General features: G+C 55.1%; 11 protein-coding genes and 1 pseudogene. 7 read left to right on the forward strand and 5 right to left on the reverse strand.

The features are described 5' to 3' along the window. Nucleotides 1–22: 22 nt before the first annotated feature. The 6 genes and pseudogenes from F1728_RS12605 to F1728_RS12630 all read left to right on the forward strand — a co-directional run bounded on the left by F1728_RS12605 (nt 23) and on the right by F1728_RS12630 (nt 8,020). The gene (locus F1728_RS12605) at nt 23–940 is read left to right on the forward strand and encodes a ribonuclease E domain-containing protein (RefSeq protein ID WP_155364400.1); all 918 of its coding nucleotides are present in this window, start codon (nt 23–25) and stop codon (nt 938–940) included. A gap of 64 nt (nt 941–1,004) precedes the next feature. Continuing rightward, nucleotides 1,005–2,210 carry a C2HC5-type zinc finger protein gene (locus tag F1728_RS12610; RefSeq protein WP_155364401.1) on the forward strand — a complete coding sequence of 402 codons (1,206 nt, stop codon included), beginning with the start codon at nt 1,005–1,007 and terminating at the stop codon, nt 2,208–2,210. Between the two features lie 92 nt (nt 2,211–2,302). Beyond that, complete coding sequence (locus F1728_RS12615; protein WP_155364402.1) at nt 2,303–3,490, forward strand: hypothetical protein; 1,188 nt, start codon at nt 2,303–2,305, stop codon at nt 3,488–3,490. A 125-nt stretch (nt 3,491–3,615) separates the two neighbouring features. After that, nucleotides 3,616–4,605 carry a phosphoglycerate dehydrogenase gene (locus tag F1728_RS12620; protein ID WP_155364403.1) on the forward strand — a complete coding sequence of 330 codons (990 nt, stop codon included), beginning with the start codon at nt 3,616–3,618 and terminating at the stop codon, nt 4,603–4,605. Between the two features lie 59 nt (nt 4,606–4,664). Beyond that, nucleotides 4,665–6,547: pseudogene (locus tag F1728_RS12625) on the forward strand (hypothetical protein). 186 nt (nt 6,548–6,733) lie between these two features. Beyond that, entirely contained in the window at nt 6,734–8,020 is a 1,287-nt protein-coding gene (locus F1728_RS12630; RefSeq protein WP_155364404.1) for a Gfo/Idh/MocA family protein, read from the forward strand. 152 nt (nt 8,021–8,172) lie between these two features. Here F1728_RS12630 and F1728_RS12635 read toward each other — a convergent pair whose 3' ends face one another. The 4 genes from F1728_RS12635 to F1728_RS12650 all read right to left on the reverse strand — a co-directional run bounded on the left by F1728_RS12635 (nt 8,173) and on the right by F1728_RS12650 (nt 13,191). Then, complete coding sequence (locus F1728_RS12635; RefSeq protein ID WP_155364405.1) at nt 8,173–8,481, reverse strand: hypothetical protein; 309 nt, start codon at nt 8,479–8,481, stop codon at nt 8,173–8,175. Between the two features lie 131 nt (nt 8,482–8,612). Beyond that, nucleotides 8,613–9,614, reverse strand: a complete 1,002-nt coding sequence (locus F1728_RS12640) for a DUF1559 domain-containing protein (protein ID WP_228030714.1) — start codon at nt 9,612–9,614, stop codon at nt 8,613–8,615. Nucleotides 9,615–9,961: 347 nt separating this feature from the next. After that, nucleotides 9,962–11,740 carry a CRTAC1 family protein gene (locus F1728_RS12645; protein WP_155364407.1) on the reverse strand — a complete coding sequence of 593 codons (1,779 nt, stop codon included), beginning with the start codon at nt 11,738–11,740 and terminating at the stop codon, nt 9,962–9,964. Beyond that, nucleotides 11,737–13,191: a tetratricopeptide repeat protein gene (locus tag F1728_RS12650; RefSeq protein ID WP_155364408.1), complete on the reverse strand. Its 1,455-nt coding sequence runs from the start codon at nt 13,189–13,191 to the stop codon at nt 11,737–11,739. Before F1728_RS12650 ends, F1728_RS12645 begins: the two co-directional genes overlap by 4 nt. Nucleotides 13,192–13,544: 353 nt before the next feature. Between F1728_RS12650 and F1728_RS12655 the strand changes: the two genes are divergently transcribed. Continuing rightward, nucleotides 13,545–14,687: a metallophosphoesterase gene (locus tag F1728_RS12655; RefSeq protein ID WP_155364409.1), complete on the forward strand. Its 1,143-nt coding sequence runs from the start codon at nt 13,545–13,547 to the stop codon at nt 14,685–14,687. 52 nt (nt 14,688–14,739) lie between these two features. Here the strand turns inward: F1728_RS12655 and F1728_RS12660 are convergent, their stop codons facing one another. After that, complete coding sequence (locus F1728_RS12660) at nt 14,740–14,949, reverse strand: hypothetical protein (RefSeq protein WP_145035879.1); 210 nt, start codon at nt 14,947–14,949, stop codon at nt 14,740–14,742. Nucleotides 14,950–15,109: the final 160 nt, after the last annotated feature.

The following is a 15,109-nucleotide window of genomic DNA, read 5'->3' on the forward strand; positions in this document are numbered from 1 at the left end:
TATCAACTTTATCCAGAAGTTGGTGCAACCACCCGATCATCAGGAGTTTGATCACGTGCAGGCCCACCACAATCCCACCCGATACTCACCAGTCAGTCTGATAATCCTCACCCTCTGCAGCCTCACCTTCTGGGGAGCCGGCTGCAATTCATCAGACCAGACCGAGTACCGTCAGTACAGCGAACAGATCGATGCCAAATCGCCCGAGCAGAAAGACGCCGCTGACAACCAGCCGGAACAGGTCGCCGCAGAGGTTCCAGAGCAGTCGGAGCCGGTAGAACCCGAACCGGAAACCATTACCCAGACCTCCGCAGTCAAATCGGCTGAACCGATGCCGCTGGAGACCGGAACCAAAGCCAAACCGGCCCCCACGGACACCACTGCCGCCGTCGATGCCACCGACGACTTCCTCCCCCTGATCGCGCAGCGTCCCGATCCGAGCCTCCGGGCACTCACTCCGGAAGAAGAAAAACAGCAGTCTGTCAAAATGGAACCGCGGGAAGTCAAGATCCTGGTCAAAAACAAATCCTTCCGACACGTCGCGCCCAACGATGCCCTGCAGGTCAGCTACGATGACATCGACCTGCTCAAAGTCATGAATATGGAACCGGTCACTCCCGAAGCCCCCGAGCTCATGCCTCAGTGGCTGAAGGATCTGAACGGCAAACGAATTCGCATTCGCGGTTTCATGTATCCCCCGTTCCAGCAGACCGGCAATGAGTATTTCCTCCTCGCCCGGGACAACCAGATCTGCTGCTTCGGCAAGAACCCGAAAATCTACGACCTGTTCCCTGTGCTCCTCAAGGACGGCGTCACAACAGACTACATTCTGAACCGCCCCTTCGACGTGGTCGGCGTCTTCCACATCAAGGCTGAAACCATCGACGGAGAGCTGGAGCGGATCTACTTGATTGACGACGCCATCGTCATCGATCAATAATAAATGTTTACGGAAACAAAACGCGTTTTACAAAATTGTTAACTACCGCCACGAGGTCTGGCTCATGAATCGTCTGACAAATTTCTTCCAACATCGCATCCTCAAACAACGCACCGTCATGGGATTGCTCTGCGGGCTGGTCCTGCTGGCCCAGGTACCTGTGGCCCAGGCCTGTCCCTTCTGCTCCGCTCCCTCCCTGACCCTGACCGAACAGCTGTCTCAGTCGGACGTCGCCGTGCTCGTCCAGTGGATCGAAGCCGAGAAAGGAGACCTCGAAAAAGCGGGTAAAACCGTCTTCGAAGTCAAAGAGATCATCCGCCAGTCAGACAAGGACAAGCTCAAAGTCGGCGATAAAATTACCATCAACCGCCATCGCCCCGGCAAGAAAGGCAACCTGTTCATGCTGCTGGGCACCAAAGGCGCAGAAGTCGACTGGGGCGATCCGATCGAAGTCACCGAAACCAGCTACCACTACGTCTCCCAGGCACCACCGCCAGAAGAAAAAACATCCAAGCGTCTGCGTTACTTCCTGAAGTTCCTGGAATTCCCGGACCAGATGATCTCGAACGACGCCTATGCCGAATTCGCCAACGCCCCTTACGAAGATATCGCCACGCTGTCCAAAGACATGCCCCGCGAAAAGATCCGCAAGTGGCTCTCCGATCCCGAAACCCCCGTCACCCGCATCGGTCTCTACGGACTGCTGATGGGACTCTGCGGTCAGGGTGAAGATGTTGAGTTCATGGAAAAGAAAATCAATGAACCCACCAAAGACTTCCGCCTGGGGATCGACGGCGTCATCTCCGGCTACCTGCTGCTCACCGGATCGGACGGACTCGACAAAATCGATGAATCCAAGTTCGTCCCCAAGGATGTCGCCTTCAGTGAAACCTACGCCGCCATGCAGGCTCTGCGTTTCATGTGGACCTACGGCGACGGACGCATCGACAAGGCACGTCTGCGGAAATCCATGCGTCTGCTCCTCGATCGTCCCGAACTGACCGACCTGGTTGTCGCGGACCTCGCTCGCTGGGATGACTGGAGCGTCATGAACCGCCTGATGGAAATGTACGGCGCAGAAGACTACAACATTCCCTCCATCAAACGGGCCATCGTGCGTTACCTGCTCGTCGCCTCCAAAGGGAAAAACAAAAATGGCGGTGGCCCCGATGCCGCCACGACGGAAAAAGCCAAGGAACTACTTGCCAAACTCCGCGAAGAAGATCCCAAGACCGTCAAAAGTGCCGAACGCTTCTTCTTTCTGAAGTAATTCGCACTGAGAAGCTGACGACGTTCCTGCAGTCGCGCTCAACAGCAGGAATTGACCGAGACTAACTGACATTTTTACCAGAAGGAACTGGTATGACTGACCGGAATCGAATCCGACCCTGGCACGGATGGCCTGGGCTGTACTGCTGCCTGCTGATCACAGTACTGACAACGAAACTCGCAGCCTGTCCGTTCTGCCCCGGGGCTTCTGTCCCGTTGACCGAAAAACTCACACACGCCCACACCGCCTGTCTGGTCCGCTGGGTCGAAGGCGATACCGGCACCATCGAGAAGCCGGGACACACGGTCTTCAAAGTATTGAAGGTCATTAAACAGTCGCAGAGTACCCAGTACGAAAAAGGTTCGCTGATCACGGTCAACCACTATCACTTCAGTAAGCCCGGCGGTCCGTTCCTGCTCACCGGCACTCACGGACCCAAGCCCCTCTGGGAAAACCCGACGGCCATCACCCCTGCCAGCTATGCGTACGTCATGCAGGCGCCCTCGCTGCAGAAACCAACCACCGAAAGGCTGCAGTACTTTCTGAAGTTCCTCGAACACCAGGATATGATCATCGCCAACGATGCCTTTGCGGAATTCGCTAACGCCCCCTTTGAAGACATCGTGCCGTTGACTCCACAACTCCCTCGTGAAAAGCTGCACCACTGGCTGAGCAGCAAATCCACGCCCGCCCCCCGCCTCGGCTTATACGGACTCATGCTGGGACTCTGCGGAAATGAAGATGACATCGACTTCATGGAAGATAAAATCAACGTCCAGGCACAAGGGCTCCGCTCAGGCATCGGCGGTTTGATGTCCGGCTACCTGATGCTCACCGGCGGCGAAGGACTCGACCACCTGGAGCGCTCCAAGTTCCAGCAGAAGAACACATCGCCCAACGAACTCTTCGCTGCCCGCGAAGCGGTTTCGTTCATGTGGACGTACGGTAAAGGACGTTATCAGATCCCCCCCGAACGCCTGCGACAGTCCATGCGGATGCTGCTCAATCGCCCGGAACTGGCTGACCTCGTCATTGCCGACCTCGCACGCTGGCAGGACTGGACCGTCATGGATCGACTCGTCTCCCTCTATGATGCCGAAGGGTACGACTACAAAGGTATCCGCCAGGCCATCATCCGCTACCTGTTGGTCGCATCCCGTTATTCCGATCCCTCGGACGGCGGTCCCGACGCAACAACCGCCGCCCGGGCCCGGAAATACCTGACTCTCATCCGCGATCGGGACCCCCAACTCGTCAAACGGGCCGAACGCTTTTATTAAATGCCGACTCTTCGCGGGCCTTCCGTTTTTTCCTTCCGGCTGACTGTCAGCCAACCCCGGGATTCGCTAGAGTAACAGTACGGTTACTCATCCCCGAAACCTGTATTAGAAGAAGAAACGGAAACATGCCTCGCGTCATCTGTACTGCCAAAATGTGTGAATTCGGTCCGCACTTTGAAATCCTGCAGGCAGCAGGTTTCGAGGTGGACACCGTCCCGACTGACGTGGATCTCCGCAAGGAACCCCACCGCGTCGTCGAACAGGTTCAGGGCTATGATGCCATTCTGGCCGGTGCAGAAATCTATTCCCGCGAAGTACTCGCGCAACTGCCCGACCTGAGAATCGTCTCCCGCTACGGAGTCGGCTTCGACGCCGTCGATCTGGCAGCCGCTGATGATCTGGACATCGCAGTCACCATCACTCCGGGAGTGAATCATCACTCGGTCGCCGAACAGGCTTTCGCGCTGCTGATGGGCGTCGCCCGACTCACCCGCTCCCAGGACCAGGCAGTCCGCCGCGGTGAATGGGAACGGGCTCTGACTCCCCGCGTCTGGGGCAGCACCATCGGGATCGTCGGCCTCGGTCGCATCGGTCAGGCAGTCGCAACCCGTGCGATCGGCATGGGCATGCACGTTCTCGCCTACGACCCCTTCGCCAATCAGGAGTTCGTCGACCAGCATGGCATCAAACTGGTCAGCCTCGACGATCTGCTGGCCCAGTCAGACTACGTCACGCTGCACCTCCCCGTCACTCCCGAAACTGTCGACCTGATCAACAAGGACTCGCTGGCCAAAATGAAACAGGGCTCGGTCCTAATCAACACTGCCCGCGGTGGCCTCGTCGACGAAGACGCCCTGATCGAAGCCCTGCAGTCGGGACATCTCCGCGCCGCCGGTCTCGATGTCTTCAAAAAAGAACCTTTGCCTGTTGAAAGTCCCCTGATCAAGTTGGACAATGTACTGTTGAGCTGTCACATCGGCGGACTGGACCAGGAATCGCACCGCGATGCTTACGCGATGGCGGCTCACAACATTGTGAAACTGTATCAGGGCGAGTGGCCGGAAGAGTGTGTGGTCAACCTGAAACAGACCCCCGACTGGAAATGGACCCGCTGATCCCGTCAAGGATCCCAGCGAACTGACTCCGGTCCCTTGAGAAACTGGACGATTGCAACATGACAGCCCCTCATTCCAGTTTTTTGAAGATCAGCCCACGCATCTCCGTGCTGCCCCTGATCCACGGCAGCGGCGACTTCGCGATCGAAGTCCGTCGAGTGATGCTCAACAACGATTTTGACTGCCTCGCCGTTCCGCTGCCCGCCTCGTTTCAGGACGATGTCGAGCGGGCTATCACCTTTCTCCCCAGCATCACTGCGGTCCTGCAGGAAGAGCCCCTATCTCCGGAGCACCACCCTGGGAGCAGGACGAGGACGACGAAGACAACCAGAAGATGTACAGCTACGTGCCCATTGATCCCTGCCAAGGGGTCATCGCCGCACTCCGCATCGCGATGATGGAACACATCGACCGGCACTTCATCGATCTGGAAACGCAGCGTTTCGAGAGTATGTCCGCCGTCCTCCCGGATCCCTATGCCCTGAAGAAGGTACCCCTCGAAAAGTTTTCCGCCGCCGTCCTGCCCGCGCTCAGCAAACTGCCCGCAGGACAGCCCCTCGACCGCTGCACAATGATGGCACACCGCCTGCGGGAACTGGAGAAAAAATACAAATCGATCCTGCTGGTCTGCTCGCTGTCAGACTGGCCCTGGATTCACGATGCCTACATCGATCAACTGCCCCTCGAAGTCGAGGACGAAGAGGTCAACGAGACCTCCATTTATACCGCCGACACCGAAACGCTGCTGTTCATGCTGGGAGAACTCCCTTACATCACGGGACTCTATGAAGCCGCCCGTTCTGAACTGGAAGATGATGAAAACCTCTCGGTCGACGGCATCAAGGAACTCGCACTCACCGCCCGGGACCGTTACAAAGTCGAACTCAAATCCCGGGGTCGCAAGATTACCCCCAAGCTGCTCTCGGTCTATTTTCGCTACGTGCGGAATCTCTCGCTCATCGAACGTCGCATGACTCCCGACCTGTATACGCTGGTCAAAGCCGCTCAACAGGTCGCCGGCGATCAGTACGCAATCCAGATTGCAGAGACCGCCCGCGAATACCCGTTCGTGCACTTACTCCCGTTCGAAACACTCCGTTTCGGCATCGAACAGGCTCAGCTCCCTGACGGCACCACTGTCGAACTCAGCAACCGCCTGCCCGGCAATCCCATATCCTGGCGCAGTTGTCAGCTGGTTCCCCGGCCTCCCAAACCGCAGCAGAACGAATGGGAAATGAAATGGAATCCCTATAAGCAGTGCAGCTGGCCACCCGAAGATGTCGCCATCGAAAAGTTCCGCACCAGCGTCAAAGACCACGCGTTGAACCTGCTCGGCGTCGACCTGGCCCGGACCGAAAAATTCACGACCAGTATGAAAGACGGGCTCGATCTCCGCGAAACCCTCCGTAACTGGCACACGGGTGAGATCCACGTCAAAGTGCTGCCCCCCAGTCGCGGTCGGCTCGATTGCGTGATCATGCTCTTTGACTCTCCGGCGGACCCGCGCGATTATCCCTATCGCCTCACCTGGCATGCAGAGCACCAGGATGAATCGACGCTGGCCTTCTTCGCCACCGACTACCGTCAGGAAATGGTCGGACCGGGAATCGGCGTCTCCACCTACGGAGGCGCGATGTTCCTCTTTCCACCCCGACCGGTGTATGACATCTGGAATGAAGTCAATTTCGATTTCGTCGACACCCTCGAAGAACGACTGCTCGTCGCTGCCTGCCATTACAGCGAAGAATCGCATATCGCCCTGCTCAGCGAATCGCCGCCAGGCATCGGCTGGAAGCGCCTCGCAAAACGCTATCAGAAAAAACTGATCCACGTTCCCCTGGGCCGCTTCAGCCAGGAAACTATCCAGCAGCTCCGTATGTTCCATGTCCTCAACGGGCAGGAAGTTCGCAGTTACGCCGCTCATTACATCCGCAAAGCCTGATGCGTTCCACCGCACTCTGACGGTAAACCGGGACAGTACAAGAGATTGTTAGCTTTTTTAAGAAATAGGCCGCTGCACGGTTTTTACTGTGTTATTTGGCCTGAAAAGCGACTAGAATACGGTTTGTCATACTAACATTCCGCCTTCAGCATACCGCTTTAAGTCTATTCTACGGAGAAAGAGATTATGTCCGATTCCGTCAATCGTCGTACTTTCCTGGGACAGACTGCCGCAGCTGCCACCGCTGCCGGCATCACCGCCCCGGCGATTCTGTCCGCCGCCAACAAAGCCCCCAGTGAGAAAGTTACCATCGGCATCATGGGGATGCAGCGTGGTCTGGCCCTGGCGAAAACCTTTGGTGCCCTGGATGGGGTCGAAATCAAGTACGTCTGTGATACGGATGACACCCGTGCCGGCAAAGCAGCCCAGACCGTGGAAAAAGCCACGAAAAAGAAACCACAGGCCATCGGCGATTTCCGCAAAATCCTCGACGACAAAGACGTGGACGCTCTGATCGTCGCAGCCCCCAACCACTGGCATGCTCCCGGTACCATTCTCGGCTGTTCAGCCGGCAAACACGTCTACGTTGAAAAGCCCTGCTGCCACAACCCCAAAGAAGGGGAAATGATGGTCGAGGCTGCTCGCAAAAACAAACGAGCCGTCCAGATGGGAAGCCAGCGTCGCAGCAGTGAATCCATTCAGGAAGGGATTCAGCAGCTCAAAGAAGGCATCATCGGCGATGTCCATCTGGCCCGCGCCTACTACTGGAGTGCCCGTGGTTCCATCGGCAAAGGGAAACCGGCTGCTGTGCCTCCCGAACTGAACTACGACCTCTGGCAGGGACCAGCGCCCCGTCAGAAGTACGTGGACAACCTGATTCACTACAACTGGCACTGGTTCTGGAAATACGGTAACGGCGAACTGGGGAACAACGGCGTGCATTCGCTCGACCTCTGTCGCTGGGGTCTGGGTGCAGAAATTCCCAACCGCGTGGTTTCCAGCGGTGGTCGTTACTTCTACAACGACGATCAGCAGACTCCCGACACGCATGTCGTCGCTTTTGAATTCGATGGCGGGAAGCAGATCACCTGGCAGGGAACCAGCTGTAACCGTCACAAGAATGATTTCGTGATCTTCTTCGGCAGCAAAGGAAACCTGATCCTCGGTACCTCCGGCGGTTACACGGTTCTGGATGCCAAAGATAAAGAAGTCAAGAAAGTTGACGGCAACCAGGGCATGAGCGAACATGCTCAGAACTTTGTGGATGCCATCCGCAACAATGAGCCGCTGAACCTCAACGCTGAAATCGAAATCGGCAACAAGAGTACCCTGCTCTGCCATCTCGGTAACATCGCCCACCGCACCGGACGTACCCTGCAGTGCGATACTTCCAACGGGCACATCATTGATGATAAAGATGCCATGACCTTCTGGGGACGTGAATACGAACCCGGTTGGGAACCCAAAGTTTAGTCTGATTTAGTCAGATAGTTCATACCCGGGGAGTCGACAACTAGTCGGCTCCCTTTTTTTATGGACGGATTCAAGAAACTGCGTACGTAAAAAAACCTTCGCCCCATTGAGCCGAAGGTTTTTCTATGTCTTAGATCTGAAGCGACTGGCGTTTAAAGCTTGTCTGCCAGTTTTTTCGCGGCAGATTTGATCTGGCTCGGACTCTTCAGGGATCCCAGCTTCTCTGCTTCTTCTGCCAGTTCCGGTTTGCCAGCTTCTTTAAGACTTTCCGGAATGCCATAAAAGGCGCTATTGATTTCACCTGATTGCGCGATATCGTTCAACGTCGATTTCACAGCAGACAGATCATGTGTGGGTGGCGTTTCCTGATTTGCGGGAGAGGTTTCACCCGTCCCCTCGCCTCCGCCACAGCCCGTAAAAAGTAAACTCAGCGCAAGACAGAGTGGCGCCAACTTAGACATGGTGAGTACCTTTCTATAAATGATTAATTTCTGATGACAGGTCACGCCTGATTATACTGAAAAAAAACAGCCCGGCAACAAACATTGCCGGGCTGAGGACTTGTTATCGCAAAGCGATGTCAGAAATCAGACTACTCGTTGATGCTGACAGCGGCACCATCGGCAATCGCGCCCAGTTGCTGCCATTTCTGCAAGTCGATGTTCTCAGATACAAAGTGTACTGAGCCATCGGCCATCAGAGCATGCACACCACCCGTGTGACGACTGCGTGCTGCCTGGGCAGAAGGTGCATCACCACCAGCATGACCACCGTTGCCGGTACTACAGTCATTGTTGGGTGAGTTGGGGGTATTCCAGGTATTAAACCAGCATTCATCCGCCCGCATCCACCGTGAGCCACGGTGTGTATAGAAGGCAGTAGCTCCGGCACAGGAAGTTCCATGAGAGTCCAGATCGGCCTTGCTCGGAAATGTGGAACTGTTTCCTCCCGGAAAATCAGCAGCATCACGACGAACATCGCCGAGAGCAAAGTTTCCGCTGTTGTTCGTTCCTACAATCCGCTCACTCATGGCAACAACATTCGAAGTCCCATCCAGAATATCGGATACACGGGTTACTAGCGAGTAACGAGAGAAACCGAGCTGACTGCCGACACTGACACTCCAGCCCATACACGGTCCTGCGGACATGTAGTAATTCAGGTGTCCTTCACCATAGTTGGTGTACCGTGGATCGGAAGGACAACGGAAAACGCCAATTCCCGCATTGCGGTTGTTGGTATTGGGGGACTCTTCACAAGACTGGCTGAAATCGAACTGATTGTAGATGTTAGCCTGATCCAGGAAGGGCAGCAGCATCGCCTGCTGGCTGAAACCGGTCCAGGTTCGGATAGCCCCACCACTGCCTGCGTGGTACGAAGCCAAGGTCAGCTGTCCAAAACAGCCATGGGTTTCATGGTAATTGTGTAGAGCCAGCCCGAACTGTTTCAGGTTGTTCTTACACTGAGACCGACGGGCGGCCTCACGCGCCTGCTGCACCGCTGGAAGCAGCAAGGCAATTAAAATGGCAATAATCGCGATCACGACGAGCAACTCAATCAGCGTGAATGCGCGTCTTCTCTGGAAGACTCTCATCAACACTCTCCTGCAGAAAATAGAAAAAATGAGCACTTTAAAAAACAATAACTGGCAACATGAGCTATCCAGACGTAAGACAGAGGTCTGGTGTGCCAGGGACATCAAGTCCGGGAGCCCTCAAGGCTCTCCTGGACCCTCTATTCTATATTTTCTTCAATATAAAACAATCTCTTCATACTGATGTATCGACCAAACACTCTGTTTTTGTACGAAGTTTGATTTACTTAACTTATTTAAAATTACTGACTTGCGTACATACCGTTCAGTGTGTACCAGCCTGTTGCTGACAGCGGAGAGTCGAGCCGATACGAGCTATTCTGGACTTTAAGATCCAGTTTAACGCCTCAGGGAGTCGGCTCAAGAATGAGGTTAACCTCGCGCTGATTCACGGTTTTCAGCGTCTGTTGAATCCCTGAAGGCCAGTAAACATTTAAACTGTCAATACTTACGCCCTCAGGCACTCCCCAGTGCACCAGCAGGTCATTAGCAGACAGATAACTGCCTCCCCCCTTAACCTGTCTGACCTGATCGCCGGCTGAAGTATGCAGCACCAGCCGTGCTCCTACCGCGTCTCGATTGCTCTGTATACCAACCAGACGCACAGCAACCCAGGAACCTGCACTCTCTGTCTCATTTTTGAGAATTGCCGGCGGATCATAAAAATTCGAAATCACCACATCGAGTTTTCCGTCTTGATTTAAATCGGAAACTGCCAGGCCCCGGCCGGTGTGTGCCTGACCCAGATACGAGTCGCCTGAGAACTCCCGTTGCAGAAAACGTCCGTCCCGATTTTCCAGGTAAAGTGGCTTCTGCCGAAATGGTGAGTGAGTCGAATAGTACGCCACATGTCCGTTGGCCACCATCACGTCTTCATCCCCATCCAGATCGAAGTCCGCACAGGCGGTCCCGAAACCAACAAACAGGGTCCCGATCGAGGTCACCCCCGTATCGTTGCTCACGTGCAGAAACTGGGCATCACCGTCATTCCGATACAGGGCAAACGCCTCTTTCTCATAATTCGCCACCCACAGATCGGGCAGACCATCCTGGTTATAGTCCATGATGTCCACCCCCATGCTTCCATTCGGCGTGGCCCCATCATCGACGGCGGCACCATTGATAATGCCCACCTCTTCCAACTTCCCTTTCCCGTCATTGAGGTACAGATAATTTTCGACGGTATCGTTACAAACATAGACATCCAGATCCGCATCATTATCCAGATCCGCCAGCAGCACGCCCAGTCCTTTTCCCTCGGGTACCAGCCCCGCTTCCTCTGTCGCATCGTAAAAGGTACCGTCTCCTTTACTGAAAAAAACCCTGTCTTTCATTCCCGTGAAAGAATGAGGCGAGCAGACATCGGGGACGCCTGGAGTCAGCTCACACGGGGGATGATTCTCGAACGACCAGTCCGCGTATTGCGTCAGATAGAGATCCAGCAGACCGTCCCCATTCAAGTCCCCCCAGCCGGCACTCGTACCCATGAAACAGTCTCGTACGCCTGCATCGACAGAGACCTCTTCAAAAGTTCCGTCTCCCAGATTCTTCCAGAGCACCGAACCACCATAGCCGGTCACCAGCAGATCGGGAAAGCCATCGTTGTCATAGTCGCCCACAGCACAGCCGTTGCTGTAAAACGCCGCCAGATCCATTCCCGCTGGAACAGTTCGATCTTCATACTGAAAGTCTCCCCTATGTCTCAGCAGCACGGATGGATAACCCCTGGTGCTCTTGTTTTCAAACGTTCCACCACCGGGAAAGAACAGATCCTGCTCACCGTCGCGATCATAGTCGAAGATTGCGGTACCGCCCCCGATGGTTTCCAGAATCGCCAGTTCCCCCGCTTCACGTCCATTACGATAAGTAAAATCCAGCTTCTGCTCCGGCCAGACATCCTGAAACACGGGTGCCACTCCTTCTTCAGAACTCGACACCTGCGTTCCCTCTTTGGCGTTATTCGGGCTCGACTTGACTGACTCCGTCTCAGACTGACAACCGGTAAAGAGCATCAGTAGAATCAGCGTCAGACAGCAGTATTGAATACTGGTAACTGGTATCCTCAGGCACTTGTCGGGGAACGACTGTCCGTTTTGAAACGGGGTTATAGGCGGCTGGACATTCATGGCTGACTTGCCTTTTCAGGCTCTTCGACAGGCGTCGCCTGCGCTTTGTTTTCATTGTGGTTTACAGGCACGCCCTGATTCTCTTCCTGTTCAGCCAAAGCCTCTGCCTGCGCACGATGCTGTCTGGCCAGCCGTTCGAAGCTGGGACCGCGGGAGACATTCTGCTCATAATAGTGAGCCAGTTCTGCATGGGCCGCACGATGAGTGGGCTTCAACCGGATGACCGAATTAAGCCAGACCACTCCCTGCTCCTCGGAAACATAATTCAGGTATTTCTTACCGACCTGAAATCGTAAGTCCGCATCGCCCGGACTCTCTTCCACGACTTTCAACAGATCTGAGATCTCCGCCAGCACTTCGTTAGTCCGCTTGACTTCTTTCCCGAGTGCCCTGGCTTTCTCTTTCTGTCCCATCCGGCTGTAAACCTGAAGCAACGTATTTTTAATGCGCAGATTTAACGGATCCGCTTCCGCTGCAGGTTCGAGCCAGTTGAGTGCCGCTTCATAGTTCTTGTCAGCCAGTTCCAGGTGAGCCATTTCCAGCTGAGCGGAGGTGCTGGCAGCGACTTTGTGGTCTCCCATCGCCTGAAACTCTTTGCGGAGCTGTTCCACCTCCTCAGACAATACCTCTTTCAGCAGAAATTTCGCTTCCTGATTCTGTCCCAACAGCCTCAGGCAGCGTGCCAGCCCGATCTTGACCGGCCCCGGGTTTGACGTATTCTCCAAAGCCTGCTGGAAGTAGTCTCGGGCTTCCTCGGTTTTTTTAAGTGTCAGGTGGATCCGCCCCAGGCTGTAAGCGGCAGGAGCATATCCGGGGGCCTTATCCAAAGCACGCTGATATTCAGCAATGGCTTCATCCCAGGTGAGATTATGCTCATACATCTTCCCCCGCATAAAATGGGGCAGCGGATCAGCGGGGAAATCTGCTTCCCAGAGCTCCAGAATTTTAAGCGCATCATTGAACTGATAATTCAACAGACAGCTGTTGACGTAGGTCTCACAGATGTCCTGCAGATCCCCCTCAGGAGCCATCAGAACGTCACTGAGATGCATCTGCAGATCAGCATTATCTCCCACCTGTGCTTTCAGCAGCCACTGCTCCTGTTCGAGTGCCGGGGTGAGTCCTGCCAGCTCAAAGTACTTCTGCAGCTCAGCATAAGCAGCTTGAACATCATGCGACTTCCGCAGCGCCCGTGCTTTCAGCAGAATCAGCTCCGGGTTGTCCACAGCATACCGCTCCGCAGAGGCAATCCATTCCAGGGCCCTTTCCGGATCGCGTGCAAGCAGATTTGCTTCCGCCCGCTGCTGACAGAAATCAACCCACAATCCCTGCCCCCAGAAAGGCGCACTGCCCACGATGCCCAGCAGGATCAGACCGACAACCAGCAGACGCTTCTTTCGCGCCGTTGTCTTTGTGTTTGTCTCAGTTGAATCAGTCGCCTGGGAACGCAATCGAGCACCGCATCTATCGCTTCATCAAAAAAATCGAGGCACTGCCGGGCCTCTACTGCCTCCGGGAACGTAATTTTAGACCGCATGCCCCTGCATTTCCTGTCTAAAAGCGGCATTCATCCTTAAAAATGCTAATTCTTCAGCAGGATTTAAGGGCTCTTTACTCTTACGCGAACCGCATCCGCGTCGTTGGATCTCGCGACCGCGATAAATAAACAACTTTAACACCGCCAACACAAAAGATCAGTATTCGCACGTTACAATCAAAGCCAACGTGGCATCCAGCTGGATCTCAGCCTACACTGACTTCTAATCCATACTGAAACGATCGACCTCCCACACGCGAGACTTCCATGAGATTATCCACATTCCTGCTCAGCCTCTTCCTGGTTCCCCTCACGGTCAACGCAGCAGACATCGAACGCATCTGGCTCACCTGCAATAACCATCGCCCCGATCGAATTGTGGTCAACTGGTACAGCGACCAGCCCGGCGACTCCGTGGTACACTTCGGCACCGCCCCTGATTCCCTGCAGACCATCAGTCAACCGGGTAACGCAAGACTGCATCATGTCGAGATCCCGCTGCCTCAGCGCGACACGGTCTACCATTACTCGGTCCAGACCGGAACCCAAAAGTCGTCACTCGCGACATTCAATGCGTTTCCCACCGATGTCCTGCGCATCGCAGTCGCCGCGGACTGGCAGTCACAGCCCGATCTGTCACAGCTGCAAAAAGACGATGTGCATCTGCTGCTCACCGCCGGCGACAACATCCGCAATCTCTGGCAGACCTGCGGCCCCGGGAAACCGGAATGCATTGAGCCCTACCTGCAGCTCATCGGCAAATACCCGCAACTGTTCCGCTCGACTCCCTTCATGCCGGTACTCGGCAATCATGACCGCGAAGCCCATCCCCGTGGTCAACAGCCCCCGGCACACGCCGTCTACGATGTCGAAGCAACCGCGTTCCGCCGCGTCTTCGCGTTACCCGACGAAGAATGGAAGTGGCACTTCGATCTCCCGGACTTCGATCTGCGGTTGATCGCCCTCGACTTCAACCACACGTCCGATTTCGGCACCACCTGGCAGACCTGTCATCCGTTTGGTCATGACTCAGAACAGTATCGCTGGTATGAGCAGCTCACGCAGAGCAATCCCGGTCTCACCGTGACCCTGTATAACGAGCGCAACGCCACCATGCGGGGCAAGCTCAAGGGAGACTGGCACAAGCTCTTTCAACGGGGAACGCTCTGCGTCACCGGCTTCGGCTATTTCGCCGAGCGGGCCGAGGTGGACGGTCTGACCTGTTACAACACCTCACTCAGTGGCACAGGAACAAAGTACCCGGACCCGCATTCAAAATTCCTCGCCGGACAAGACAGCTATCTGCTGCTCACCTGTGACCGCGCAGCAGGAACCATGACGGCTGAGCTGAAAAACCTCAAAGGTGATGTGCTCGACCGTCAAATGTTTTCAGCAGCGAAGTCTCACTAAGCCCGATCAGGCTTCCGTATCTGTCGCTGCCTTCAGCACGCTGACATGGTTTTTATTTGTCGTTCTCTGTCTGATGAGGAAAGTCCCGCTCCGGAATATGGTCAGGGACAGAGAAGTAGGTATCCTGCCGTGGTGCCGGCTGCCGATTCAGTTTATGCCACTGACTGGGATGAAACGCGTGCGGTAACAGATCGCACCCGGTGGCAAACAGAGACAGGCTCGGAAGAATCACGATGAGGAGTGCTTTTGAGAGAACTTTCATTGAGAGAATCCCGTTTCTGATAAAGGAAGTGTCAAAGACAGACGCGCATGCAAATACAGGCGAACGCCCGGTCCGTCTTTGAAAACTGACGTAGTCTTTTGGAAATAGTTTGAGATTTGAGAGATGAGGGGCGGATTCTAGCCCGGAGCTCGCAGTCTGC

This window comes from Gimesia benthica (assembly GCF_009720525.1).
Taxonomy (GTDB): Bacteria; Planctomycetota; Planctomycetia; order Planctomycetales; family Planctomycetaceae; genus Gimesia; species Gimesia benthica.

Excerpts from the sequence above, each read along its gene's own strand:
- F1728_RS12610 (WP_155364401.1), top strand. The coding sequence starts at position 1,005 with ATGAATCGTCTGACAAATTTCTTCCAACATCGCATCCTCAAACAACGC.
- F1728_RS12615 (WP_155364402.1), top strand. The coding sequence starts at position 2,303 with ATGACTGACCGGAATCGAATCCGACCCTGGCACGGATGGCCTGGGCTG.
- F1728_RS12620 (WP_155364403.1), top strand. The coding sequence starts at position 3,616 with ATGCCTCGCGTCATCTGTACTGCCAAAATGTGTGAATTCGGTCCGCAC.
- F1728_RS12630 (WP_155364404.1), top strand. The coding sequence starts at position 6,734 with ATGTCCGATTCCGTCAATCGTCGTACTTTCCTGGGACAGACTGCCGCA.
- F1728_RS12635 (WP_155364405.1), bottom strand. The coding sequence starts at position 8,481 with ATGTCTAAGTTGGCGCCACTCTGTCTTGCGCTGAGTTTACTTTTTACG.
- F1728_RS12640 (WP_228030714.1), bottom strand. The coding sequence starts at position 9,614 with ATGAGAGTCTTCCAGAGAAGACGCGCATTCACGCTGATTGAGTTGCTC.
- F1728_RS12645 (WP_155364407.1), bottom strand. The coding sequence starts at position 11,740 with ATGAATGTCCAGCCGCCTATAACCCCGTTTCAAAACGGACAGTCGTTC.
- F1728_RS12655 (WP_155364409.1), top strand. The coding sequence starts at position 13,545 with ATGAGATTATCCACATTCCTGCTCAGCCTCTTCCTGGTTCCCCTCACG.
- F1728_RS12660 (WP_145035879.1), bottom strand. The coding sequence starts at position 14,949 with ATGAAAGTTCTCTCAAAAGCACTCCTCATCGTGATTCTTCCGAGCCTG.